20 protein-coding genes are annotated in these 24,736 nt (G+C 62.1%); 14 read left to right on the forward strand and 6 right to left on the reverse strand.

From position 1 onward, the window contains the following. Nucleotides 1-132: 132 nt before the first annotated feature. From KVQ74_RS27665 to KVQ74_RS27675, 3 genes are all read right to left on the reverse strand, one after another. The gene (locus KVQ74_RS27665; RefSeq protein ID WP_041068080.1) at nt 133-504 is read right to left on the reverse strand and encodes a translation initiation factor Sui1; all 372 of its coding nucleotides are present in this window, start codon (nt 502-504) and stop codon (nt 133-135) included. A gap of 187 nt (nt 505-691) precedes the next feature. Beyond that, entirely contained in the window at nt 692-1,249 is a 558-nt protein-coding gene (locus tag KVQ74_RS27670; RefSeq protein ID WP_217834552.1) for an NUDIX hydrolase, read from the reverse strand. A 3-nt stretch (nt 1,250-1,252) separates the two neighbouring features. Then, the gene (locus KVQ74_RS27675; RefSeq protein ID WP_217834553.1) at nt 1,253-2,320 is read right to left on the reverse strand and encodes a DUF2333 family protein; all 1,068 of its coding nucleotides are present in this window, start codon (nt 2,318-2,320) and stop codon (nt 1,253-1,255) included. A 434-nt stretch (nt 2,321-2,754) separates the two neighbouring features. Between KVQ74_RS27675 and gcbA the strand changes: the two genes are divergently transcribed. The 13 genes from gcbA to KVQ74_RS27740 all read left to right on the forward strand — a co-directional run bounded on the left by gcbA (nt 2,755) and on the right by KVQ74_RS27740 (nt 20,798). Then, nucleotides 2,755-4,425: a diguanylate cyclase GcbA gene (gcbA, locus tag KVQ74_RS27680; RefSeq protein WP_217834554.1), complete on the forward strand. Its 1,671-nt coding sequence runs from the start codon at nt 2,755-2,757 to the stop codon at nt 4,423-4,425. A gap of 954 nt (nt 4,426-5,379) precedes the next feature. Beyond that, nucleotides 5,380-6,423: a methyl-accepting chemotaxis protein gene (locus KVQ74_RS29720; RefSeq protein ID WP_404822775.1), complete on the forward strand. Its 1,044-nt coding sequence runs from the start codon at nt 5,380-5,382 to the stop codon at nt 6,421-6,423. A 176-nt stretch (nt 6,424-6,599) separates the two neighbouring features. Further along, on the forward strand, nt 6,600-8,354 hold the full coding sequence (locus KVQ74_RS27690) for a protein-disulfide reductase DsbD (protein ID WP_217834556.1): 1,755 nt from the start codon (nt 6,600-6,602) through the stop codon (nt 8,352-8,354). 132 nt (nt 8,355-8,486) lie between these two features. Continuing rightward, nucleotides 8,487-8,939, forward strand: coding sequence for a type II 3-dehydroquinate dehydratase (gene aroQ / locus KVQ74_RS27695; protein ID WP_217834557.1), 453 nt, complete (start codon nt 8,487-8,489; stop codon nt 8,937-8,939). A gap of 48 nt (nt 8,940-8,987) precedes the next feature. Beyond that, the gene (accB, locus tag KVQ74_RS27700; RefSeq protein ID WP_217834558.1) at nt 8,988-9,452 is read left to right on the forward strand and encodes an acetyl-CoA carboxylase biotin carboxyl carrier protein; all 465 of its coding nucleotides are present in this window, start codon (nt 8,988-8,990) and stop codon (nt 9,450-9,452) included. Nucleotides 9,453-9,469: 17 nt separating this feature from the next. Beyond that, nucleotides 9,470-10,828 (forward strand): acetyl-CoA carboxylase biotin carboxylase subunit, encoded by a 1,359-nt coding sequence (gene accC, locus KVQ74_RS27705; protein ID WP_217834559.1) that lies wholly within the window; start codon nt 9,470-9,472, stop codon nt 10,826-10,828. 205 nt (nt 10,829-11,033) lie between these two features. After that, nucleotides 11,034-11,912 carry a 50S ribosomal protein L11 methyltransferase gene (gene prmA / locus KVQ74_RS27710; protein WP_217834560.1) on the forward strand — a complete coding sequence of 293 codons (879 nt, stop codon included), beginning with the start codon at nt 11,034-11,036 and terminating at the stop codon, nt 11,910-11,912. Between the two features lie 30 nt (nt 11,913-11,942). Then, on the forward strand, nt 11,943-13,232 hold the full coding sequence (locus KVQ74_RS27715) for a DUF3426 domain-containing protein (protein ID WP_217834561.1): 1,290 nt from the start codon (nt 11,943-11,945) through the stop codon (nt 13,230-13,232). A gap of 185 nt (nt 13,233-13,417) precedes the next feature. Beyond that, nucleotides 13,418-14,428 (forward strand): tRNA dihydrouridine synthase DusB, encoded by a 1,011-nt coding sequence (dusB, locus tag KVQ74_RS27720; protein ID WP_217834562.1) that lies wholly within the window; start codon nt 13,418-13,420, stop codon nt 14,426-14,428. After that, entirely contained in the window at nt 14,425-14,745 is a 321-nt protein-coding gene (gene fis / locus KVQ74_RS27725) for a DNA-binding transcriptional regulator Fis (RefSeq protein ID WP_003186237.1), read from the forward strand. Before dusB ends, fis begins: the two co-directional genes overlap by 4 nt. Before the next feature lie 82 nt (nt 14,746-14,827). After that, the gene (gene purH / locus KVQ74_RS27730; RefSeq protein WP_217834563.1) at nt 14,828-16,435 is read left to right on the forward strand and encodes a bifunctional phosphoribosylaminoimidazolecarboxamide formyltransferase/IMP cyclohydrolase; all 1,608 of its coding nucleotides are present in this window, start codon (nt 14,828-14,830) and stop codon (nt 16,433-16,435) included. 189 nt (nt 16,436-16,624) lie between these two features. Further along, on the forward strand, nt 16,625-17,920 hold the full coding sequence (gene purD, locus KVQ74_RS27735) for a phosphoribosylamine--glycine ligase (protein WP_217834564.1): 1,296 nt from the start codon (nt 16,625-16,627) through the stop codon (nt 17,918-17,920). Between the two features lie 100 nt (nt 17,921-18,020). Next, the gene (locus KVQ74_RS27740) at nt 18,021-20,798 is read left to right on the forward strand and encodes a hybrid sensor histidine kinase/response regulator (protein WP_217834565.1); all 2,778 of its coding nucleotides are present in this window, start codon (nt 18,021-18,023) and stop codon (nt 20,796-20,798) included. 1 nt (nt 20,799) lies between these two features. Here the strand turns inward: KVQ74_RS27740 and KVQ74_RS27745 are convergent, their stop codons facing one another. Next, on the reverse strand, nt 20,800-21,555 hold the full coding sequence (locus KVQ74_RS27745; protein ID WP_217834566.1) for a hypothetical protein: 756 nt from the start codon (nt 21,553-21,555) through the stop codon (nt 20,800-20,802). Then, nucleotides 21,556-22,350 (reverse strand): hypothetical protein, encoded by a 795-nt coding sequence (locus KVQ74_RS27750; protein WP_217834567.1) that lies wholly within the window; start codon nt 22,348-22,350, stop codon nt 21,556-21,558. It abuts the gene before it with no gap. 251 nt (nt 22,351-22,601) lie between these two features. Between KVQ74_RS27750 and KVQ74_RS27755 the strand changes: the two genes are divergently transcribed. Further along, the gene (locus tag KVQ74_RS27755) at nt 22,602-23,198 is read left to right on the forward strand and encodes a MarC family protein (RefSeq protein ID WP_217834568.1); all 597 of its coding nucleotides are present in this window, start codon (nt 22,602-22,604) and stop codon (nt 23,196-23,198) included. 143 nt (nt 23,199-23,341) lie between these two features. Here KVQ74_RS27755 and cobJ read toward each other — a convergent pair. After that, nucleotides 23,342-24,736: precorrin-3B C(17)-methyltransferase (cobJ, locus tag KVQ74_RS27760; RefSeq protein ID WP_217834569.1), on the reverse strand; the 1,395-nt coding region annotated here is incomplete at its 5' end.

Below are 24,736 nucleotides of genomic sequence, written 5' to 3' on the forward strand. Positions count from 1 at the left end.
GCGGTAGACCGCGCTGACCGCGTTGAGTTTAGAAACCGGTCATGAACAGGCTCTGTGAAAACCATGGAGACGACACCGAATCTGACGGATTTCAGAACCGGGTCAAGCCATCGGTGGTTTTCACAGAGGCTGCTAGCCGCCGGACTTCTTCGCCTTGAAACCGTGCTTGATCAGTTCAGCCAAGAGTAGCTCGACATGATCGCCCTGGATTTCGATGACCCCGTCTTTCAACGCGCCGCCGGTGCCGCAACGTTTCTTCAACGTTGTCGCCAGCTCTTTGAGCGCGTCTTCGGCCAGGGGCACGCCGGTGATTGTGGTCACCGTCTTGCCGCCACGGCCCTTGCTCTCGCGACGCACGCGGGCAATGCCGTCACCGGCCGGGATCACGGTTTGTTTGCAGATACAGGCGTCCACCGGCTTGCTGCATTCCGGGCAATGACGACCTGCGTCGGTGGAAAATACCAGGCCGCCCAGGGCGGCGAAGGATGCGGCTTTTTTGGCCACCGGCAATCCTCTCGGGAGGACAAAGACTGATCGCGACCTTGGGCAAGGTCATCGACCGCGAAGCCCCACTCAGGCAGGGGCAGCGCTACTGCACCGTTTGCGCCTGTAAAGCACGCCGGTACAGCTTGAAAAGGTCGCGCAGTGTAACGGCAAAAGCGTCGATTGCTAAGTGCCAATCGGCGCCATTTTATGAGTTCTTTGCGACGTCGCTCTGTTGCGCCTTGAGATAGCGTTTCAAGGCCGCCAGAGAGTCCGGGCAATAAGGCTTCTGCTCGATTTCCAGCAGGACCTGATCGACTGGAATGAAGCGTGCCTCGAGCACTTCTTCCGGCTGCAGGATCAACGGCCCGTCCCACACCGCCGAAAACGCCGAACACCACAGGCGGTTGCCGGTGTCCTCGAAGAAGAAATGGTCATGGGCGGTCAGTTCCACGCCGCTCACGCCCAACTCTTCCTCCAGCTCGCGGGCCGCCGACTCGGCGTAGGTTTCGCTGGCCTGCACCATGCCGCCCGCCGCCACGTCCCAATAACCGGGATAGATCGCCTTGCTCAGGGTGCGCCGGTGTACGCAGAGTTCACCGGCGGAGTTGAACAGCATGATGTAGGTGCCCCGCCCGATCAGCCCGCGCTCACGCAGGTCGGAGCGCACCAGGGCGCCGAGCAGGTTGTCCTGCTCGTCGACCCAGGCGATCTGTTCGGCATCCGAAGCGGCGCGGTGCGCCGCTTCCCTGGCGTTGTCGCTCATGGCTCAGCCCTGGTTGAGCAGTTGGCGCAGATCGATCACTGCGGCGTTGGCCCGGGAAATATAGTTGGCCATCACCAGCGAGTGGTTGGCCAGGACACCGAAACCGCTGCCGTTGAGGATCATCGGACTCCACACCGGCTCCTGCGAAGCCTCCAGCTCACGAATGATCTGGCGCACGCTGACCGTGGCGTTCTTCTTCGCCAGCACATCGGCGAAATCCACTTCGATGGCGCGCAACAGGTGCGACAGTGCCCAGGCCTGGCCGCGCGCTTCGTAGAACACGTTGTCGATCTGCATCCACGGGGTTTCGACGATTTCCTCGTCAACCTGTGGCACTTCACCGACTGCCGGGGTTTCCGTTTTCAGTGCGGTGTTGAGCTTGACCCGACCGACGCTGGCCGACAGCCGTTGCGACAGCGAACCCAGACGGGTGCCGACATCGCCCAGCCAGTTGTTGAGGTTGTCGGCGCGGGCGTAGAACAGTGCGTTTTTCTGCGACGGATCCGACAGACGCGCCTGATAGCGGCTCAGCGAGTTAATGCCTTCCTGATATTCCGATTCACTCGACGGCAGGATCCAGCTCTTGTTGTCGAAGTTGAAACGCGGCTCGGCCTTGGCCAGATCGGCGTCTTCGGCCGATTGCGATTGCGAACGGGCGAAATCCTTGCGCAAGGCACGGGTCAGGTCGCGCACCTGGACCAGCACGCCGTATTCCCAGCTCGGCATGTTGTCCATCCACAGGCCCGGCGGGAAGCGGTCGTTGGAAATGTAGCCGCCCGGCTTGTCGAGCAAGGTGCCGGCGACGGTCTTCAGGGTTTCGACGGTGGTGTAGCCGACCACCATCTGCTTGCCTTCCTTCTCGGCGGCCACCTGGGCGTTCTGCGCCACGGGGAACAGCGCAGGTTCCTGGCTCCAGTACCAGCCCAGGCCAATGGTCACCAACAGGTAGAGGCCGATCAATGTCGCCAGCGCGCGGCTGAACAGCAGACCGCCGACATAACTGCGGGTGGCCGACTTGGGCTCGGCGGCACGTTCAGGCGCGCTGCCCGCGCGGTTCTTCCAGTCCAGCATGGCGATATCCTTTCAAAACTTGGGTTCAACGGTTCGACCACAACCATACAACAACGTGCCTTGGCCCGGCACCCGCGATGATGGATAAGCCGCAAATCGTGCGGGCGAGTGACGCATTCGCCGACCCTAAGGGATTCCCCGATGCGCTCTGCCCTACCAACAGCGCTGCCCACCCTCTGAAAACATCGCCGGACTCATTCAGAGCACTTATGTTAATGCCACAAAACAATCACTTTCGCGAAGCTTCCAGCATGGCAAGCGCCCGGCTCACGGGGACTTGCCCGACGAGCAAGTCCAAAACAAAACCATCCGGTCAGAAACTGAATTGTGTCGCACCGCAGATTATTGACGTACGACACTCATATAGGGGAAAAGAGGTGCTAGCATAGAGCCACCAGTCGATCTCAGCATGCACCCTAACTAGTAGTCAGGATATGACCGAGCCAGAAGACCCCAGCCGCGAGCGCCTCAAGCACCACTTTGCCCAGCGGGTAATTCATCAGGCACGTCAGATTCTTGAGATATGGCAGCGCCTGCAACGCAGCGAGTGGTCCACCGCCGACCTCGCCGAACTGAGCGAGGCCAACCTGCGCCTGCTGCGCTTCGCCGAGCGCTTCGAACAGCCCGAACACACCCAGCTCGCGCATCACATCAGCCAGTCGCTGGAAGCGGTGGACGCCAATCGCGGACGCCTGAGCAGCGGCCTGATCACCGACCTCAATCGCCTGATGCAACGTCTGTCGCGCACCGGCCTGCGCCATGGCGACCAACTCGACCAGACATTCCTGCCGCCCCTGCGCAAACCAATCTACGTGATGCTGCAGGATCACGACCGCGCCGAGCGCCTGGCCAAGCAGCTGGAATTCTTCGGCCTCAGTGCCCAGGCGCTGGACAGTGTGTCGGCGTTTCGCTCCTCGATGGTCGAGCGTTTGCCGGCGGCCATCGTCATGGACGTCGACTTCAGCGGCCCGGGCATCGGCCTGAAACTCGCCGCCGAAGCCCAGCAAGGCCTGGAAGAACCATTGCCGCTGCTGTTTTTCAGTCTGCACGAAACCGACACCCCGACACGTCTGGCGGCGGTGCGTGCCGGCGGCCAGGAATTTCTCACCGGCACCCTCGAAGCCTCGAGCCTGCTGGAGAAGATCGAAGTCCTGACCTGCGTCGCCCAGTACGAACCTTATAAAGTGCTGATCATCGACGACTCCCGCGCCCAGGCGTTGCACACCGAGCGTCTGCTCAACAGTGCCGGGATCGTCACCCGCACCCTGATCGAACCGATCCAGGCCATGGCCGAGCTGGCGGATTTCCAGCCGGACCTGATCATCCTCGACATGTACATGCCGGCCTGCACCGGCACCGAACTGGCGAAGGTCATCCGCCACAATGATCGCTATGTCAGCGTGCCGATCATCTACCTGTCGGCCGAAGACGATCTGGACAAGCAGCTCGACGCCATGAGCGAAGGCGGCGACGACTTCCTGACCAAGCCGATCAAGCCGCGCCACCTGATCACCACCGTGCGCAACCGCGCCGCCCGCGCTCGCAACCTGAAAGCGCGGATGGTGCGCGACAGCCTCACCGGCCTGTACAACCACACGCACATTTTGCAGTTGCTCGAAGACTGCTCGTTCCGCGCCCGCCGCGAGAACAAACCGTTGAGTTTCGCCATGCTCGACATCGACCACTTCAAACGGGTCAACGACAGCCACGGCCACCCGATGGGTGACCGGGTGATCAAGAGCCTGGCGCTGTTTCTCAAGCAACGCTTGCGCAAGACCGATTTCATCGGCCGTTACGGCGGTGAAGAATTCGCCATCGTCATGCCCGACACCGATATCAACGCCGCACATAAGGTGCTCGACGAGATTCGCCAGCGCTTCGCCGAAATCCATTACCCGGCGCAACCGCAGGATCTGTGGTGTACGTTCAGCGCCGGTGTGGTGGAGATGCACGACGACTCCGACAGCCTGATGATGGCCAGCCAGGCCGACGAGGCGCTGTACCGCGCCAAAGGCGAAGGACGTAATCGGGTACAGACCGCGCGGGACTCAAAGCAAAGTGCCACTTTTTCATCGGAATCCACCGATTCGGTCATAACCCTGTAATAGAACCGCAATAAATTCAGGCGCTTACCATTTCTGTCGTTGGTAACCGTCATGCGCCTGAAGTTGCTCACCAATCTCAATACGCTGTTGCTGGTCGCCGTGTGCGTGGCCCTCGGCGCCACGCTGTGGTGGTCGCAGAAAGCCCTTGAACGCCCGTATCTGTTGATGGAGCGCTACCTCGGGCTGTCGCAGCAATTTCAGAATGAAGTGGCGCGCAACGTCGAGGACTACCTCGCAAGCGGCGACGCCCTGCGCCTGAGCAGCGCCACCCAGGCCATCGACGGCCTGCAGAAAGAACTCGGCGAACTGCCACCCGCGCTCGCCGACACCCTGCGCCCGAGCCTGTCGAGCCTCGACGATTTCAGCAAGACCGACCTGCTGGCGGCCGGCAAACTGGCCGGTGATCCGCAGGCGCTGCTGTTGCAGGCCGAGCGCGAACTGAGCGCCAGCCTCGATCAGCTCAGCACCTATGCTGGCGGCAATTCGACCTACCTGACACCGCTGCTCGCGGCCTCCCAACACCTGGGCAAACTGTCCCTGGCACGGGACAAACTGGTGAGCAGCGGCCGCAGCGAACTGGCCGTCGATGTCGAGCGGGAAGTCACCAGCATCCGCACCCAGGCGCAGGCGATCGATGCCCTGCCGCTGCTCGGCGTGGTCGCCAGCAACGAATCCGGCAGCGACGATTTCGCCGCGATGATGGGCATTGAAAACACCGAGAAAGCCACCGCCGAGGATGCCGGCGTCGGCCTCAAGCGCGAACTCAACAGCCTGCTCGGGCGCTACCCGGCAGAACTGGCGCGCACTCGCGAGCAGATCCAGAAACGCACCGACCTGAGCACCGCCACCCACTTGAAAATCGCCGCCGTGCAGCAAGCCATCGCCGGCCTCGAACCGGTGGTGCGCGCCCAGCACGGGCAGATCCAGGGCGAAGTGCGCCTGATGCAAGGCGTGATGATCGGCCTGATCCTGCTGATCGCCTTGCTGATCGATACCTTGCAGCGTCGCCTGGCGCGCACCCTGACCAACCTTGCGCCGGCCCTGTCGACCTGGGCCGAGGGCGATTTCAGCCAGGACATTCATCTGGGCAAGACCAACCGTGAACTGCACGACATCGAAGCCTCGCTCAATCGCCTGCGCGCCTACCTGGTGGATCTGGTGGGCACCATTCGCGGCAATGCCGAACAGGTCGCCGGCAGCAGCCGGACCCTCGCCGAACTGAGCAACGACTTGCACAGTGGCGCCGAACATCAGGCCGGCGATACCGCACTGATCCGTGACTCCCTCGGCGAACTGGAGGCGACCATCCAGCAAGTGGCCGGCGATGCGCGTCAGGCGGCAGATGCCAGTCGGCATGCGGGGCTGGCGGTCGAGCACGGACAGCAAGTCATCGGCCAGAGCCTCACCGGCTTGCATGCACTGGTCGGTGAAGTACAAGGTAATGCGCAGATGATCGAACACCTGGCCGAGGAGTCGGCGACCATCGGCGGCGTGCTGACGGTGATCCGTTCGATTGCCGACCAGACCAACCTGCTGGCCCTCAACGCGGCGATCGAAGCGGCGCGTGCCGGAGAGATGGGTCGCGGCTTCGCGGTGGTGGCTGAGGAAGTGCGCTCTCTGGCGCAGCGCACTGCCGGCGCCACGGCGGAGATCCAGACCTTGATCGCCGGCCTGCAAACCGCCGCCCGGCAATCGGTGGAAGGCATGCGCGCCCAAGTCGAACACGCCGAAGCCACGGCCAATCAGGCGCAGTCGGCAGACGGCGCGCTGGACAAGATTGTCGGGGCGATCCAGACCATTTCCGATACCGCAATCCGCATCGCCGACATCACCGCCCAGCAGAGCGGCGCGGTCAGCGAAATCCGTGATCACAGCGAGCGCATTCATCAGTTGGGTGGAGATAACCTGCTGCGCATCGGTGAAGGTCGCGAGCAAGGCGAAAACCTGCTCGTGTTGGGCGGACAATTACATACCGCCGTGCAGGCTTTCCGCGTCTGAATGACTGCATTCGCGGGCAGGCCCGCTCCCACACTGGAATAAGTTGCCCTTGTGGGAGCGGGCCTGCCCGCGAAGAGGACGGCGTATTCAGCCTCCTCATCAACGCAATGACCGCGCGCCTGCATACCTGCGCACCGTCCGCTATCATCCCCCCAATTCCGATACGCGAGATCGTCATGCGCCGCTTGCTCTGCCTGCTGCTTTTTGTCTTCACCCTGCCGGCCGGCGCCGCCGGGTTGTTCGACAGCAAACCCGGTTCCACCCTGGGCTCAGTCAATAACAGCGCAGACTTCCTGCCGGTGCGCGAAGCCTTTCAACTGAGTCTGGTCGAAAGCACGCCGCAGTCGATCAAACTGCGCTTCGTCGCCAGCGAGGGCTATTACCTCTATCGCCAGCGCTTCCAGTTCCGCACCGACCCGGCCGATGTGAAACTGGGCGCCGCGCAGCTGCCCAACGGCGAGCAGAAACACGATGAGTACTTCGGCGATGTCGAGGTCTATCACGGCATCCTCGATGTCGAGCTGCCACGCAACGACTCCCGGGCCTTCACTCTCGTCGTCACCTATCAGGGCTGCGCCGACAAAGGCCTGTGCTACCCGCCGGAAACCGAGCGCCTGAGCATCGACGGCAACGCAGCGGCAGGCAGCACGCCCACTCCAGCGACCGCCTGGGACTGGCGTGACCTGGCGCTGTTCTTCCTCGCCGGTCTGGGCCTGACGTTCACTCCGTGCGTGCTGCCAATGCTGCCGATCCTGTCCGGTGTGGTGCTGCGCGGGCAGGTCGGCGGGCTGCGCGGCTTCAATCTGTCACTGGCCTACGTCCTGCCGATGGCCGCCTGTTTTGCCCTGCTCGGGGCACTGATGGGGTTGTTCGGCGCGCAACTGAATCTGCAGGCGCGGTTGCAATCGGCGTGGGTGCTGGTGCCGTTCGCGATGTTCTTTGCGATCTTTGCCCTGGCGATGTTCGGCGTATTCGAACTGAAGCTGCCGCACGTCATCAGCAGCCGCCTCGACCGGATCGCCGGGCGCACCGAGGGCGGTTCGCTGTGGGGCGCGGCGGTACTCGGTGTGGTCTCGAGCCTGCTGGTTTCACCCTGCGTGTCGGCACCACTGGCCGGTGCGCTGCTTTATATAAGCGCCAGCGGCGATGCGCTGGGCGGTGGTCTGAAGCTGTTCATGCTCGGCCTCGGCATGGGCGCGCCACTGTTGCTGGTGGCGACTGGCGGCGCGGTGTGGCTGCCGAAGAGCGGGCCATGGATGATGTACGTGAAAAACGGTATCGGCGTGTTGCTGCTCGGACTGGCAATCGGCTTGCTCAGCCGGGTCTTGCCGGGACAAGTCACGTTGTTGCTGATCGGTCTGCTGGCCGGCGGCGTCGGCCTGTTCCTCGGCGCGCTGGAGTTCGTTTATAAACCGCCGCGCAAACGCCTTGGCCAACTGCTCGGGATGTTCCTGGTGTTTTATGCGCTGGCCTGCTGGTACGGCGCCTTCAGCGGCCAGACCGATCCGCTCAACCCGATTGCGCCGCGTGTCGTCCAGAGCGGCGCGCCGGCTCAGGACAGCGGCAAATGGCAGACCGTCAGCACCCCGGCGGATCTGGATCGCATGCTGCTGGAAGCTAAAAACGCCGGTGCCCCGCTGCTGCTCGACTGGTACGCCGACTGGTGCATCAGTTGCAAAGTCATCGAACACGACGTGCTCAATGACGCCACCGTCGTCGAACGGCTCAAGGGTTATCGGCTGATCCGTTTCGATATCACCGCGAGCAACGCCGAACAGCGCCGCCTGCTCGACCGCTACAACCTGTTCGGCCCACCGGCGCTGATGTTCTTCGGCAAGGACGGCAATGAACACCGCGATGTGCGGGTGATCGGCGAGATCAATGCCGCCGACTTCGCCGAACGTGTCGCCAGAGCGAATGACCGGATTTAATCACTCGGTCACACATTTCGCGCAAACATCGGACATCGTGCTGGCTATTGCAGAGAACTGGACAGTCACAAAGTCTTTGCGGCATAGTCGCCGGGTTCTGACGCAGGCTCACTCATAACAAGGAACACGCAGATGGCAACGCTACTGGTGCTGCACGGCCCCAACCTGAACCTGCTCGGCACCCGCGAGCCGGGCACCTATGGGTCGACGACCTTGGCACAGATCAACCAGGATCTGGAGCGCCGCGCCCGTGAAGCCGGCCACCATCTGCTGCATCTGCAAAGCAATGCCGAGTACGAGTTGATCGACCGTATCCACGCCGCACGCGGTGAAGGCGTCGATTTCATTTTGATCAATCCGGCGGCATTTACACATACAAGTGTTGCATTACGTGACGCGCTGCTGGGAGTGAGCATCCCATTCATCGAAGTGCATTTATCGAACGTGCACAAACGCGAACCTTTCCGCCATCACTCTTACTTCTCCGATGTAGCGGTGGGAGTGATCTGCGGCCTTGGCGCCAGCGGTTACCGACTGGCCCTGGAGGCCGCGCTAGAACAGCTTGAAAGAACGGCAACAGCTTGAACAACAAGCCTTAAACGCCCCTGACCGACCCTTGGGAGTTGACGATTCATGGATATCCGTAAAGTTAAGAAACTGATCGAACTGCTGGAAGAGTCCGGCATCGACGAACTTGAGATCAAGGAAGGCGAAGAGTCCGTACGCATCAGCCGTAACAGCAAGACTCCAGCTCAGCAGTACTACGCACCGGCTCCGATGCAGGCTCCGGCCGCCGCGCCAGTCGCCGCTGCCGCTCCAGCAGCAGCCGCTGCGCCGGCTGCCGCCGCTGCTCCAGCACTGAACGGCACCGTTGCCCGTTCGCCGATGGTAGGTACTTTCTACCGCAAGTCTTCGCCAACCTCGCCAGCCTTCGTTGAAGTCGGCCAGACCGTGAAGAAAGGCGACACCCTGTGCATCGTCGAAGCCATGAAGATGATGAACCACATCGAAGCGGAAACCAGCGGTGTGATCGAATCCATCCTCGTCGAAGACGGCCAGCCGGTTGAGTACGACCAACCGCTGTTCACCATCGTTTGAACTGCGGAGAGCCTTTGATGACTGCGAAGTTGGAAAAAGTTCTGATCGCTAACCGCGGTGAGATCGCCCTGCGGATTCTGCGTGCCTGCAAAGAGATGGGCATCAAGACCGTCGCCGTTTACTCCAAGGCCGACAAAGAGCTGATGCACCTGGGTCTGGCAGACGAATCCGTCTGCATCGGCCCGGCTTCCGCCGCGCACTCCTACCTGCACATCCCGGCAATCATCGCGGCCGCTGAAGTGACTGGCGCTACCGCCATTCACCCAGGCTACGGTTTCCTCGCGGAAAACGCCGACTTTGCCGAGCAGGTCGAGAACTCCGGTTTCGCCTTCATCGGCCCGAAAGCCGACACCATTCGCCTGATGGGCGACAAGGTATCGGCCAAGCACGCGATGATCGAAGCCGGCGTGCCAACCGTTCCAGGTTCCGACGGCCCGCTGCCGGAAGACGAGGAAACGGCACTGCGCATCGGTCGTGAAGTCGGCTATCCGGTGATCATCAAGGCCGCTGGCGGCGGCGGTGGTCGCGGCATGCGCGTGGTACACCAGGAAGAAGACCTGATCGCCTTCGCCAAACTGACCCGCACCGAAGCTGGCGCGGCGTTCGGCAACCCGATGGTCTATCTGGAAAAATTCCTGACCAACCCACGTCACGTCGAAGTCCAGGTACTGTCCGACGGCCAGGGTAACGCCATCCATCTGGGCGACCGCGATTGCTCGCTGCAACGTCGTCACCAGAAGGTTCTCGAAGAAGCGCCGGCACCGGGCATCGACGAGCAGGCCCGCAAGGAAGTCCTCGCGCGCTGCGTCCAGGCGTGCATCGACATCGGCTACCGTGGCGCCGGCACTTTCGAGTTCCTGTACGAAAACGGTCGTTTCTACTTCATCGAAATGAACACCCGTGTTCAGGTGGAGCACCCGGTTTCGGAAATGGTCACCGGTATCGACATCGTCAAGGAGATGCTCAGCATCGCCGCCGGCAACAAGCTGTCGTTCACCCAGGATGACGTGGTGATCCGCGGTCACTCGCTGGAGTGCCGGATCAACGCCGAAGACCCGAAAACCTTCATGCCGAGCCCGGGCACGGTCAAGCATTTCCACGCACCAGGCGGCAACGGCGTTCGCGTCGATTCGCACCTGTACAGCGGTTATGCGGTTCCGCCGAACTACGACTCGCTGATCGGCAAGCTGATCACTTACGGCGCCACCCGCGACGAAGCCATGGCACGCATGCGCAATGCCCTGGACGAAATCGTGGTTGACGGGATCAAGACCAACATCCCGCTGCACCGTGACCTGACCCGCGACGAAGGCTTCTGCAAAGGGGGCGTGAACATTCACTACCTCGAGCACAAGCTGGCTGGCGAGAAGCACTAAGCTTCGCCCGGCATATGACAAGGCCGCCTTCGGGCGGCTTTGTTGTTTCTGGAGGTTTCATGCTTGCCCTCACGGGAGCGGGCATCCGCTTCGCTCAACATCTGCGCTACAAATGCCGCTCCCACAAACCCCGCGCGCTCGCGTAAACTTGCGCGCTTCTCGCAGGCCGCTAGGCTGCAATCAATCTTTTTCAAAGGTGCCCGCCATGCCTTGGCTGCAAGTCCGTCTCGCCATCAGCCCAGAACAAGCCGAAACCTATGAAGACGCTTTCCTTGAAGTGGGCGCCGTCTCGGTCACCTTCATGGACGCCGAAGACCAGCCGATCTTCGAGCCGGAACTCAACACCACACCGCTCTGGTCGCACACTCACCTGCTGGCCCTGTTCGAGGGCGGCACCGAAGCCGAACTCGTCCTCGCCCACCTCGAACTGCTGACCGGCAGCCCGCTGCCCGAGCACCACAGCGAAGTGATCGAAGACCAGGACTGGGAGCGCAGCTGGATGGACGGGTTCCAGCCGATGCGCTTCGGCCAGCGCCTGTGGATCGTGCCGAGCTGGCACGCCGCACCGGAGCCAGGCGCCGTCAATCTGCTGCTGGACCCGGGCCTGGCATTCGGCACCGGCACCCACCCGACCACCGCGCTATGCCTGGAATGGCTCGACGGCCAGGACCTGAAGGACTGCAACGTGCTGGACTTCGGCTGCGGCTCGGGGATTCTGGCCATCGCCGCCCTGCTGCTGGGCGCGAAGGAAGCGGTCGGCACCGACATCGACGTGCAGGCGCTGGAAGCCTCGCGCGATAACGCCGGGCGCAACAACATCGCCGACGAGCTGTTCCCGTTGTACCTGCCGGAAGACCTGCCGCCGGTCAAAGCCGATGTCCTGGTGGCCAACATTCTCGCCGGGCCGCTGGTTTCCCTGGCGCCGCAATTGTCCGGTCTGGTCAAGTCCGGCGGACGCCTGGCACTGTCGGGGATTCTCGCCGAACAAGGCGACGAAGTGGCTGCCGCCTATGCGCAGGACTTCGATCTCGACCCGATCGCCAATCGCGATGGCTGGGTGCGCATCACCGGCCGTCGGCGCTAGAATGTCCGCCTGCTCAATCCGGATCGCCGCATGACCGACAGCTTCGTCACCCAGTGCCCGCATTGCCAAACCAGTTTCCGTGTCAGCCACGCTCAATTGAGCGTGGCCCGTGGAGTGGTTCGCTGCGGCTCCTGCCTGCAAGTGTTCAACGCGGCCAAACAGCTGCTCGAACAACGCGCCGGCAAGGACGCGCTGGCGCCGGTCGTGCCAGCCGTTCCGCAACCGTCCGTCGAAGCGCCGCCAAGCCTGGCGCCGCCCACGGCGGAGGAACCACCGGCCATCGTCGAACCGACGGTGCCGGCACCGCGCGCCATCAGCCAAAAGCAGTGGAGCGCCTCCGAGCTGGACCTGGACAGCCTGGACCTCGACCAGGAACTCGCCCGCCTCGAGCAACGGGAAATCCAGCCGACCACCGAATTCGGTCGCCCGCGCGAAGATTCCCTGAGCGCGCGCCGCGACAGTCCCGAGCCGGATGAAGCCGTCTGGCCGGACAGCCTGTTCAGCGAACCCGCCGACGAGCGCACGCCCGAGCCTGAAGCCGAGCCGGAAATCGTCGACATCGAGCCGATCAAACCGGAGCGCACCGAACCGTCGCTGTCGCTGGAACCGGTGGATCTGGATGACGAGCCGCCGATCCCGCAGCTGCGCCTGCACGATCCGATCGACCCGAACGCCCGCCGCGAACGCCTGTCTGCCAGTGACGACGCCGATGACGAGCTGTCGTCAATCGAGCCACCGCGCAAGAAACGCGAGCGCGCCGAACCCGGTGTCCGCGCCGAAGTCCTGCAGGACCTGACCGACGATCCGCTGCAACTGGACTGGCAGAAACGCCGTTCGCCGTGGGGTCGACGCTTTCTCTGGTTGCTGTTGATCCTGCTGGCCGCTGCCGGCCTGGCCGGCCAGTACGTCGCCTATCATTTCGACGAGTTGGCGCGCCAGGACCAATACCGCCCGTGGTTCCAGCAACTGTGTCCGCAAATCGGCTGCACGGTGCCGTCCAAGGTCGACATCGCCAAGATCAAGAGCAGCAACCTCGTGGTGCGCAGCCATCCGGAATTCAGCGGGGCGCTGGTGGTCGATGCGATCATTTACAACCGTGCCCCGTTCTCGCAACCGTTCCCGCTGCTGGAGCTGCGCTTCGCCGACCTCAACGGCCACTTGATTGCCAGCCGTCGCTTCAAACCCGGCGAATACCTCAACGGCGACCTGGAAGGCATGGCTGAAATGCCACCGCAGACGCCAATCCACATTGCCCTGGACATCCTCGATCCAGGCCCGAAAGCGGTGAACTACAGCCTGAGTTTCCACTCCCCCGAGTGAAACGCTTCACCGCTGCGTGATTGACGGCGGTTTTCTGACTTTGCCCCGGACAACCAAACCTCTGGCAATAACAGAATAACTGTTCAGATTTTGTTCAATTCAGCCTTTATCCAGTCATCGAGAGCGGGTATCATGCCAACCCTTTTTCGAACTCTAATGATCCGGCCCCACTTCAGGGAAGTCCTATGTCGGCGGTACGCATCGGCCCATACACATTGCAGAACGGCTTGATTCTCGCCCCCATGGCGGGCGTCACCGACCAGCCCTTTCGTCAGTTGTGCAAACGTCTGGGCGCAGGGCTTGTAGTCTCGGAAATGGTCACCAGTGACATGAGCCTGTGGAACACCCGCAAGTCGCGCATGCGCATGATCCACGAAGGCGATCCCGAGCCGCGCTCGGTGCAGATCGCCGGTGGCGACGCGCAGATGCTGGCGGATGCGGCCCGGGCCAACGTCGAACTGGGCGCACAGATTATTGATATCAACATGGGTTGCCCGGCAAAGAAGGTCTGCAACAAGGCTGCCGGCTCCGCGTTGCTGAAAGATGAAGCACTGGTGACCGAGATCCTGCAGGCCGTGGTGGCTGCGGTCGATGTGCCGGTCACCTTGAAGATCCGCACCGGCTGGGATCGCGACAACAAGAACGGCCTGACCGTGGCGAAGATCGCCGAGCAGGCCGGGATCACGGCGCTGGCGGTGCATGGCCGCACCCGTGCCGACCTGTACACCGGTGAAGCCGAGTACGACACGATTGCCGCGATCAAGCAGGCGGTGTCGATCCCGGTGTTCGCCAATGGCGATATCGATTCGCCGCAGAAGGCCCGCTACGTGCTCGACGCGACCGGTGCCGATGGCCTGCTGATAGGTCGGGCTGCCCAGGGGCGGCCATGGATTTTTCGTGAGATCGAGCACTTCCTGCGGACCGGCGAGATGTTGCCGGCGCCGGAGCTGATCGAGGTGGAACGCATTCTGCTTGAGCATCTGGCCGCCCTCCACGCTTTCTATGGGGACGTGATGGGCGTACGCATTGCTCGTAAGCATGTGGGCTGGTATCTCGCAACCTTGCCGGGCGCCAGGGAGTTTCGCGCCCGTTTCAATCGTTTGGATGGTACGGAAACACAATGCGCCAACGTTCGGGAGTTCTTCGCCGAGCGTTACAAGAGCCTGACAGGGGACGGAGAAGGGGTGGCCGCATGACGATGATGACCGAGACTTTAGTGAGTGGAACAACACCCGTGAGCGACAACGTGAATTTGAAACAGCACCTCAATACCCCGAGCGAAGAAGGCCAGACCCTTCGCGGGAGTGTCGAGAAGGCGCTGCACAATTATTTCGCCCACCTTGAGGGCGCTGCCGTCACGGATGTGTACAACCTGGTGCTCTCCGAAGTCGAGGCTCCCCTGCTCGAAAGCGTGATGAACTACGTCAAGGGCAACCAGACCAAGGCCAGCGAGCTGCTCGGACTCAACCGTGGCACGCTGCGCAAGAAACTCAAGCAGTACGATCTGCTGTAAGCATTCAATCAAACCAGAAAGGCGCCCGCGTAAAACCGGTCGCCTTTTTTGCTGACTTCCTTTGCTTTTGATGGAAATTGAGATGACCGACCAGACTACCCGCCTGCCGATCCGCCGCGCCTTGATCAGCGTTTCCGACAAGACCGGGATCCTCGAATTCGCCAGGGAGCTGGAAGCCCTAGGCGTGGAAATCCTCTCCACCGGCGGGACCTTCAAACTGCTGCAGGACAACGGCGTGGCCGCAGTGGAAGTCGCGGATTACACCGGTTTCGCGGAAATGATGGACGGTCGGGTGAAAACCCTGCACCCGAAAATCCACGGCGGGATCCTCGGTCGTCGCGGTATCGACGACGCGATCATGAACGAGCACGGCATCAAGCCGATCGATCTGGTGGCGGTCAACCTGTATCCGTTCGAAGCCACCATCAGCAAGCCAGGCTGCGACCTGCCGACCGCCATCGAGAACATCGACATCGGTGGCCCGACCATGGTCCGTTCGGCCGCGAAAAACCACAAAGACGTAGCGATCGTGGTGAATGCCAGCGATTACGCCGACGTCCTGCAAAACCTCAAGGCCGGTGGCCTGACCTACGCCCAGCGTTTCGACCTGATGCTCAAGGCGTTCGAACACACCGCCGCCTACGACGGCATGATCGCCAACTACATGGGCACTGTGAACCAGGCCGCTGAAACCCTGAGCACTGAAGGTCGCAGCGAATTCCCGCGCACCTTCAACAGCCAGTTCATCAAGGCCCAGGAAATGCGCTACGGCGAGAACCCGCACCAGAGCGCGGCGTTCTACGTGGAAGCGAAACCGGCCGAAGTCGGCATCTCCACCGCCACCCAGTTGCAAGGCAAGGAACTGTCGTACAACAACGTGGCCGACACCGACGCCGCGCTGGAATGCGTGAAGAGCTTCGTCAAACCGGCCTGCGTGATCGTCAAGCACGCCAACCCGTGCGGCGTGGCCGTGAGCCCGGACGCCGAAGGCGGCATCCGTCAGGCCTACGAACTGGCCTATGCCACCGACACCGAGTCGGCCTTCGGCGGCATCATCGCCTTCAACCGTGAACTGGATGCCGAAACCGCCAAGGCGATCGTCGAGCGTCAGTTCGTCGAAGTCATCATCGCCCCGAGCGTCAGCGCCGAAGCCCGCGCCGTCGTGGCCGCAAAAGCCAACGTGCGCCTGCTGGCCTGTGGCGAGTGGTCGGCCGACCGTGTTCCGGCCTGGGACTACAAGCGCGTCAACGGTGGCTTGCTGGTGCAGAGCCGCGACATCGGCATGATCGGTGCCGACGACCTGAAAGTGGTGACCAAGCGCGCACCGACCGAACAGGAAATCAACGACCTGATCTTCGCCTGGAAAGTGGCCAAGTTCGTCAAGTCCAACGCCATCGTCTACGCCAAGAACCGTCAGACCATCGGTGTCGGCGCCGGCCAGATGAGCCGCGTGAACTCCGCGCGCATCGCCGCGATCAAGGCTGAACACGCCGGCCTGCAAGTCGCGGGCTCGGTGATGGCATCGGACGCGTTCTTCCCGTTCCGCGACGGCCTGGACAACGCGGCCAAGGTCGGCATCACTGCGGTGATCCAGCCGGGCGGTTCGATGCGTGACAACGAAGTCATTGCCGCTGCCGATGAAGCCGGCATCGCGATGGTGTTCACCGGCATGCGCCACTTCCGTCACTAACTGGTCGACGGCCGCACTGAAGCCGGTATCTGCTGCGTTGGAGCCGACCTCAATGATGCTCATTGCCAAAAGGCAACTCCGCTCATCGAGGTCGACTCCGCCTTGCATCTACCGACTTCATTGCGACCTCCTATAGCGTGAAGCGCTTTAGGTTCTAAAACAGAATTAGCGTCATCCGAGGTTTTTGAAATGAATGTTTTGATCATTGGCAGCGGTGGCCGTGAACACGCCCTGGCCTGGAAAGTGGCTCAGGATCCGCGTGTGCAGAAGGTTTTCGTGGCTCCGGGCAACGCCGGCACCGCGATTGAAGCCAAGTGCGAAAACGTCGCCATCGACGTCCTGGCCCTCGAGCAACTGGCCGATTTCGCCGAGAAAAACGTCTCCCTGACCATCGTCGGCCCGGAAGTGCCGCTGGTGGCCGGCGTGGTCGATCTGTTCCGCTCCCGTGGCCTGGACTGCTTCGGCCCGACCGCCGGTGCCGCGCAGCTCGAAGGCTCGAAGGCCTTCACCAAGGATTTCCTGGCGCGCCACAAGATCCCGACCGCCGACTACCAGAACTTCACCGAAATCGAGCCGGCCCTGGCTTATCTGCGTGAAAAAGGCGCGCCGATCGTGATCAAGGCCGATGGCCTGGCCGCCGGTAAAGGCGTGATCGTCGCCATGACCCTGGCCGAAGCCGAAGACGCCGTGCGCGACATGCTCGCCGGCAACGCGTTCGGCGACGCCGGTTCGCGCGTGGTGATCGAAGAGTTCCTCGACGGCGAAGAAGCCAGCTTCATCGTCATGGTCGACGGCAAGAACGTTCTGCCGATGGCCACCAGCCAGGACCACAAACGCGTCGGCGACGGCGACAGCGGCCCGAACACCGGCGGCATGGGTGCCTACTCCCCGGCACCGGTGGTCACCGCCGACGTTCACCAGCGCGTGATGGACCAGGTGATCTGGCCGACCGTGCGCGGCATGGCCGAGGAAGGCAACGTCTACACCGGTTTCCTGTACGCCGGTCTGATGATCGACAAGGCCGGCAATCCGAAAGTCATCGAGTTCAACTGCCGTTTCGGCGACCCGGAAACCCAACCGGTGATGCTGCGCCTGCAATCGAGCCTGGTGCTGCTGGTCGAAGCCGCGCTGGCCCAGGCGCTGGACAAGGTCGAAGCGCAGTGGGATCCACGCCCGAGCGTCGGCATCGTGCTGGCCGCCGGCGGCTACCCTGGCGACTACGCCAAGGGCGCGCCGATCAACGGTCTGGATGCAGCGGCAGGCCTGGAAGGCAAAGTCTTCCACGCCGGCACCGCGCTCAAGGACGGCCAGGTCGTGACCGCCGGTGGCCGGGTGCTGTGCGCCACCGCCATGGGTGCCACCGTCGGTGCAGCCCAGCAGCAGGCCTACAAGCTGGCGGCGGCGATCGACTGGGAAGGCTGCTTCTACCGCAAGGACATTGGCTACCGCGCCATTGCCCGTGAACGTGGCGAAACCCAGGAATAAGCTGTTGATGAAGCCCGGCGCAGGATGCCCTCCTTCGCCGGGCTGTTCCGCCGCCGCGCATCGTTATATTCTGGCTCCAACCTACGATAGGGATTTCGCCGTGCGCTGGCTCAGGATTGCCATAGGACTCACCGTCACACTGCTGACCTTGCTCTGCATGCTTCCGGCCCAAGCCGCGCAAGGCAGTGGCTGGGCGGTTTTGCTCGACGATCAGGGCAATCTGCAACTGAGCGACATCCGTTCCGCCCGCTATACCAATCAATTCAGCCCCATCGACCTCGATCGCCTGACGGCGGCCGAGCCCGATGGCGCGCTCTGGCTGCGCTTCAGACTGGCGCCCGGCAAGCACGAACAAGTGCTGCGGATCTTCGCCCCCGACCTGTCGCACCTGAACCTGTACGTGCTGGACGGCGAAAAGCTGATCGAGCAACGGGAAACCGGCACCGCCCAGCCCCAGGTCGAACGGCCGCTGCCCAGCAGCGATTTCATGCTGCCGCTGCCGCAAAGCGACAAGCCCCTCGATGTCTATCTGCGACTGGTCTCCGATCACCAGTTGCGCCCCTATATCACCCTGCAATCGGCGGTGATGAGCGCGGCCAGTCAGAACCAGACACTGGTCTACGGCCTGCTGTTCGGCTGTCTCGGCATGCTGATCCTGCACAATCTGATCCGCTACGCCTACACCCGTTCGCGCAGCAGTCTGTGGCTGGCGGTGTGTGAAGGTCTGCTGAGCCTGAGCCTGTTGCTGCTGCTCAACCTCGCCGGGCCATGGCTGCCGAACTGGCACGCGATCCAGACTCCGGGCGCCTATCTGGCCCTGCTGCTGACCGCCCCCGCCGGGCTGATGTTCGCCTACCGCTTCTTCTCGCCGCTCGGTGCGCATCCGCTGAACAAGCTGTTGCTCGGCGACATCCTGTTCATCGTGATCTGCAGCCTGCTGCTGTTGTTCGTCAACACCCTGCCGCTGAATTTCATCACTTACGCCCTGGTCGCCCTGGCCGGCCTGAGCATGCTGCTGGTCGGTTTCTATCACTGGCAGAAGGGCTACCGCCCTGCCCGACTGTTCGTCGCCGCCATGGTGATATTCAACATCGGCACGCTGATCATCCTCCCGGCCCTGCTCGGTTTGACCCTGGTGGCGCCGCAAGGCCTGATCATGACCCTGATGGCGTTCATCTGCATCAGCGGCCTGTTGATGAGCATTGCCCTGGGCGAGCGCCAGCGCAGCATCACTGAAAGCCATTTCAGCATCAGCCGCGACCTTGCTGCCAGCAACGCCGAAATCAATGCCAAGGCCGAATTCCTGGCCAAGATCAGCCATGAGATCCGCACGCCAATGAACGGTGTGCTGGGCATGACCGAACTGCTCCTCGGCACGCCGCTGTCGGTCAAGCAGCGCGACTACGTGCAGACCATCCACAGCGCCGGCAACGAGCTGCTGACCCTGATCAACGAGATTCTCGACATCTCCAAACTGGAATCCGGGCAGATCGAACTGGACGATGTGCAGTTCGATCTCAACGCCCTGATCGACGATTGCCTGAGCATCTACCGGGCCAAGGCCGAACAGCAGAACGTCGAGCTGATCAGTTTCATTCAGCCCCAGGTGCCACGGGTCATCAGCGGCGACCCGACGCGTCTGCGCCAGACCCTGCTGAGCCTTCTGGAAAACGCCCTGAAGAAAACCGAAGAGGGCGAAGTGCTGGTGGTGGTCGCCCTCGACGAACGCAGCAGCAAGCCGCGCCTGCGCATCGCCGTGCAGGACAGCGGCCAGCCGATGGAACAGGACGAGCGCGAAGCGCTGATGCACGCCGAGCTGCACAGCAAGCATTTCCTGTCGGCCAATCGCCTGGGCGGCAACCTCGGCCTGGTGATCGCCCGGCAGCTGATCCGTCTGATGCAGGGCGAGTTCGGCATCAAGAGCGGCGGCAGCCAGGGCAGCACCTTATGGCTGACCCTGCCGCTGGACCCGGATCGCCTGGAACACCCGACGTCCGATCTCGACGGCCCGCTGCAAGGTGCGCGGGTGCTGGTGGTCGACGACAACGACACCTGCCGCAAGGTGCTGGTGCAGCAATGCAGCGCCTGGGGCCTGAACGTCAGCGCCGTGCCATCGGGCAAGGAAGCACTGGCCCTGCTGCGCACCAAAGCCCACTTGCGCGACTACTTCGACATTGTGCTGCTGGATCAGAACATGCCCGGCATGACCGGCATGCAACTGGCGGCCAAGATCAAGGAAGACCCGAGCCTGAACCACGACATCCTGCTGATCATGCTCACCGGCATCAGCAATGCGCCGAGCAAGATCATCGCGCGCAATTCGGGGATCAAGCGCATCCTGGCCAAACCGGTGGCCGGGTATACCCTCAAGACCACCCTCGCCGACGAGTTGAACCAGCGCAATCGCGGGCAAGTGGTGTTCCAGCCTCAGGTCGTCACAGCGGCCACGACGGTCAAGGTGCCAAGCGATTTCCGCATTCTGGTGGCCGAAGACAACACCATTTCCACCAAGGTTATTCGCGGCATGCTCGGCAAGCTCAACCTGCAACCGGACACCGCGAGCAACGGCGAAGAAGCCTTGCAGGCGATGAAGGCCCAGCGGTACGACCTGGTGCTGATGGACTGCGAGATGCCGATTCTCGATGGTTTCTCCGCCACCCAGCAGCTGCGTGCCTGGGAAGTCGGCAACCAGCGCACCCGCACGCCGATCGTGGCGCTGACCGCGCACATTCTTGCCGAGCACAAGGAGCGCGCGCGCCAGGCCGGGATGGACGGGCACATGGCCAAACCGGTGGAGCTGTCACAGTTGCGCGAGCTGATCGAACACTGGGTCGCCCAGCGTGACCAGCACAACCGCAGCACGGCACACACCTCGTAACTCAGAGAGCAACCGCTTCAGGCACTTCCCGGATCAGCTCGGCGAACGGTTCCAGGCGTTTGCCGAGCGCCGCCCGAACGGGCTTGTGCAACGCCGTGACCAGATCTGCCTGAAAGAATCGTTGTTCGATAACTCCGGCCACATTGTCAGCGTTGAAAACCCGGGCAAACGGATTGCCCGTATCGCCTGCCGAAGCGCTCAACATCAGATAAGCCGCATTCAGCCGAAGGCCGGGCTGCGCCACCACGACCAGAAAATGAAACTGATCGATGGCCGCGACCTCCTCGTCACCCGGTTCTTTCCGCCGCTGAACCCTTTCCCGCAGGAAACCCACAACCGGGTCGGTCGGCGGTAACCCGGCGATGTATTGCAGAATGGCCGAACATTCGGCGACCTCGTGACTCTGCAACCCGTTGCCCAACTGCTCCACCAGACAATCCACAGGCGCCACTGAGGCGCCGGGTTGCGGGGTGAACTTGTCCCACGTCACTGATTGCTGCAACCAGGTGTCTTTCAGCACTTGTTGCCAGATTGAGTACCATTCTCCGTATTCGGAAGTAAGCGGATATCTTTTAGTGGCTGCCAACTGTGCAAACAACAATGAATGTTGAACATCCTGCTTTTCCTGAATGGACATTTGCGCAGGTAGAACGACCAATGCACCCGCATTGATAAATACCGAATATTGTTTTTGCATCATCGCCTCCCTTACATGAGCAAATGGCGACATCACTGTCGCCATTTGTTTTTTATCCAATCAGATATCCCACTCACTGACTTGCTTGACCGCACGATCGCCCAGTTTCCCGGCAATAATGGCGCGCGTCTTTTCAATGATCGACGGCACCATGGTCATATGCGATTCACCGCGATACAGATCCACCGAACTGCTGTCCCAATTGACGAACAGAACTTTGGTCTGGTTAGTGCGATTGATGAAACGTACCGCGCCCAGCGTCAGGATGACTTCCCGGCCTTCGGTTTCGATGCACGAACCCACGGCAAAACCACCGGTGCCTTTCTCCTTGATGTTCTGATCGAACACCTTGAGCGGCTGCTCGCTTTTTTGCAGCGACGCCATGGCATCGGATGCGACCTTGAGCAGCAGCGCGGAAGTCGGGCCTGGCACGGCCGCCGCCGCGACGGCGGAGCTGAGGATGGTCAGTGCCAGTTGATCCATGGTGAAGGTTTTGCCGGAGGCGGCGGTGGAATCGTAATAGCGCTTGAGCACGACCCAGCCGCAGTCCTGGATGGCCGCGAGAAATGTCTGATACCACTCTTTGCCCTGATTATCCGCAGGGTACTTCTTGGTCGCCGCCAGCGAAGCAAACAGATAAGTGTTCAGTACATCGGTACGGTTCTGATCAGACATGCCCGAGACAAACGAGAGAACAGCGTCACCCACAATCGAAGCACGGCTTGGCTCTTCGACATTGAAGGCTGCCAGCCTCGGAAAACTGCGTGGCGCCAGTACCACTTCCTCTGGCGTTACATCATAGGCACTCAGACGTTCAAGACGCTCGGCGATAGTTACAACAGGGTTCTTTTTCATGTTTCATTTTCCTTCGCTTAGTTTAAGCAGACCCTTCCTGAGTCCGCGATAAAAACTTACGCAAGAAAAACAAAACCAACAAGCCGGCAAGTATTACCAATAAAGAACAATAGCAAGTTACAAACACCAAACTAACAACCGGAAACTTTCTTAGTTCTTGAAAACAGCAAAAAACAAAACCGCGATCAAGCCGACAGACCGTGCGGCGCCTGATAGACTCCGTTCAACTTTCGTCGGTGCAGGTTCCAGTCATGCTCCATGTGCTGTTCAGCGTTTACCTGAAGATGCTGGTGCTCTACAGCCCATTCTTCGTGTTGTCCTGCTTCATCAGCCTGACTCGCGGTTATTCGCGCAAGGAGCAACGGCGTCTGGCGTGGAAAGTGGCGATCGCCACATTGGTTTCCAGCGTATTGCTGTATCTGTTCGGGCGCGTGATCTTCGATGTGTTCGGCATCACCGTGGATGCGTTCCGCATCGGCGCCGGCAGCGTGCTGTTCATCTCGGCGCTGGGGATGGCGCAGGGCAAACCGGCAGTACAGGCCGACAACGTGCAGCAGGACGTGACCATCGTGCCGCTGACCATTCCGCTGACGGTGGGTCCCGGCACCATCGGCGCCCTGCTGGTCATGGGCGTCAGCCAGCCACATTGGGACGACAAGCTCACCGCCATCATGAGCATCGCCCTGGCGAGTTTCACCGTGGGCGTGGTGCTGTACCTGTCTAACCGCATCGAGCGGATTCTCGGCGATCAGGGGTTGCAGATCGTCAGCCGGCTGATGGGATTGTTTGTGTGCGCGCTGGCTGCGCAGATCATCTTCACCGGGGTCAAAGGCTATCTGGTGCCTTGATCCCGACCGGCGCCTCGCTCAATGGCAATCGACGCCCCGCCGCGCACCAGGCAACCCCGACACATAAAAAAAGGCCGCGAACCTCAAGTTCGCGGCTTTTTTTCATCGCCGTTCAACTGCAGCAGCCACACTGCGGCGCTCTATCAACCCAGCGGCTTTTCACCGTACCAGCGCGGGGTGTAGACCCACTCACCGCCGCCGCTGCGGGCAAAGGTGCAGGTAGTGGACGAGCCGATCAGCACCATGGTGCGCATGTCCACTTGCTCCGGCGTCAAGGCGCCGAGCGTCGTCACGCGCAAGGTCTGCCCCGGCCGGCCGATGTCGCGGCCCAGCACCACCGGCGTTTGCGCGGTCCGGTGCTGGCCGACGATTTCCAGCGCGCGCCCCAACTGCCACGGGCGCGCCTTGGAGATCGGGTTGTAGAAGGCCAGCGCCAGATCGGCCTCGGCGGCCAGATCCAGACGCTTCTCGATGATCGACCACGGTTTGAGGTTGTCCGACAGCGACATCACGCAGAAGTCATGACCCAGCGGCGCTCCGGCCTGGGCGGCGGTGGCGAGCGACGCGGAAACCCCCGGCAATATCTCCAGGTCGACGCTGTGCCAGGCCGGATCGGCCGATTCGTGCAGTGCTTCGAGCACCGCTGCCGCCATGGCGAACACGCCCGGATCGCCAGACGAGACGACGATCACCGAACGCCCTTCGGCCGCCAGCCGGAAGGCGTGGCGGGCACGCTGCATTTCTTCGCGGTTGTCGGTGCAATGCTGGATCTGGTCGTCGCGGAACGGGCCCGCCATGCGCACATAGGTTTCGTAACCCAGCACGTCGGTGGCCCGGGTCAGTTCGGCTTTCACCGCCGGCACCATCAGTTCGGCGGCACCCGGGCCGAGGCCGATCACCGCCAGGCGCCCGCGTGGACGACCGATCGCGCTGACATCCAGCGGCTGTTCGGCCACGGCGATGGCAAGATCATGGGCCGTCGCAATGACCTTCGCTGCAGGGACCGCGCCGCGCGCCAGTTCGCCGAGGTCGGTTGTGGACGCGACAAAGCGCAACGGCACGCCCAGCTCCAGCGCTGTTTCGCGCAGGATCGGGTCGGCCATTCGGTCATCCGCCGCCACAAGGCAGGCCAGCGATTGAATGGCCACATCAGCCGCGTGCAACGCGCCACGAATGGTGTTCGGCAGATCAACCCCCTCGGCACCGACCGCGACCGCCACGCTGCGCGGATAAATCCGCAGTTCGTTGGCGCTCGCGGCACGCGCATCACTGCCGACATGGATCGAACGCCGGGCCTGCGGATCTTCCGGCAGTTGCGCCTGAGCCAGCCATGGCGCCGCACCTTCGATGCGGACGCTGTGGCCGGCCAGCAGATCGGAGACAAAGCGCTTGCCCGACTCCAGATCGTCGAGCGTGTAACCGCTCGGTGGATTGAGCAGGCAGGTGCCGAAGCGCAGTTCGCCGCTGGTGGTGATCGCGGCGGCAACTTGCAGCCCGGCGGCGATGTCCCGCGCCATGCCGTTCACCCCGCCCAACCC

The sequence above is a fragment of the Pseudomonas botevensis genome, assembly GCF_019145475.1.
Classification (GTDB): Bacteria; Pseudomonadota; Gammaproteobacteria; order Pseudomonadales; family Pseudomonadaceae; genus Aquipseudomonas; species Aquipseudomonas botevensis.

Excerpts from the sequence above, each read along its gene's own strand:
- gcbA (WP_217834554.1), top strand. The coding sequence starts at position 2,755 with ATGACCGAGCCAGAAGACCCCAGCCGCGAGCGCCTCAAGCACCACTTT.
- dusB (WP_217834562.1), top strand. The coding sequence starts at position 13,418 with ATGTCGGCGGTACGCATCGGCCCATACACATTGCAGAACGGCTTGATT.
- KVQ74_RS27715 (WP_217834561.1), top strand. The coding sequence starts at position 11,943 with ATGACCGACAGCTTCGTCACCCAGTGCCCGCATTGCCAAACCAGTTTC.
- aroQ (WP_217834557.1), top strand. The coding sequence starts at position 8,487 with ATGGCAACGCTACTGGTGCTGCACGGCCCCAACCTGAACCTGCTCGGC.
- purH (WP_217834563.1), top strand. The coding sequence starts at position 14,828 with ATGACCGACCAGACTACCCGCCTGCCGATCCGCCGCGCCTTGATCAGC.
- KVQ74_RS27750 (WP_217834567.1), bottom strand. The coding sequence starts at position 22,350 with ATGAAAAAGAACCCTGTTGTAACTATCGCCGAGCGTCTTGAACGTCTG.
- accB (WP_217834558.1), top strand. The coding sequence starts at position 8,988 with ATGGATATCCGTAAAGTTAAGAAACTGATCGAACTGCTGGAAGAGTCC.
- KVQ74_RS27755 (WP_217834568.1), top strand. The coding sequence starts at position 22,602 with ATGCTCCATGTGCTGTTCAGCGTTTACCTGAAGATGCTGGTGCTCTAC.
- fis (WP_003186237.1), top strand. The coding sequence starts at position 14,425 with ATGACGATGATGACCGAGACTTTAGTGAGTGGAACAACACCCGTGAGC.
- accC (WP_217834559.1), top strand. The coding sequence starts at position 9,470 with ATGACTGCGAAGTTGGAAAAAGTTCTGATCGCTAACCGCGGTGAGATC.
- KVQ74_RS27670 (WP_217834552.1), bottom strand. The coding sequence starts at position 1,249 with ATGAGCGACAACGCCAGGGAAGCGGCGCACCGCGCCGCTTCGGATGCC.
- KVQ74_RS27675 (WP_217834553.1), bottom strand. The coding sequence starts at position 2,320 with ATGCTGGACTGGAAGAACCGCGCGGGCAGCGCGCCTGAACGTGCCGCC.
- KVQ74_RS27690 (WP_217834556.1), top strand. The coding sequence starts at position 6,600 with ATGCGCCGCTTGCTCTGCCTGCTGCTTTTTGTCTTCACCCTGCCGGCC.
- prmA (WP_217834560.1), top strand. The coding sequence starts at position 11,034 with ATGCCTTGGCTGCAAGTCCGTCTCGCCATCAGCCCAGAACAAGCCGAA.
- KVQ74_RS29720 (WP_404822775.1), top strand. The coding sequence starts at position 5,380 with ATGATCGGCCTGATCCTGCTGATCGCCTTGCTGATCGATACCTTGCAG.
- purD (WP_217834564.1), top strand. The coding sequence starts at position 16,625 with ATGAATGTTTTGATCATTGGCAGCGGTGGCCGTGAACACGCCCTGGCC.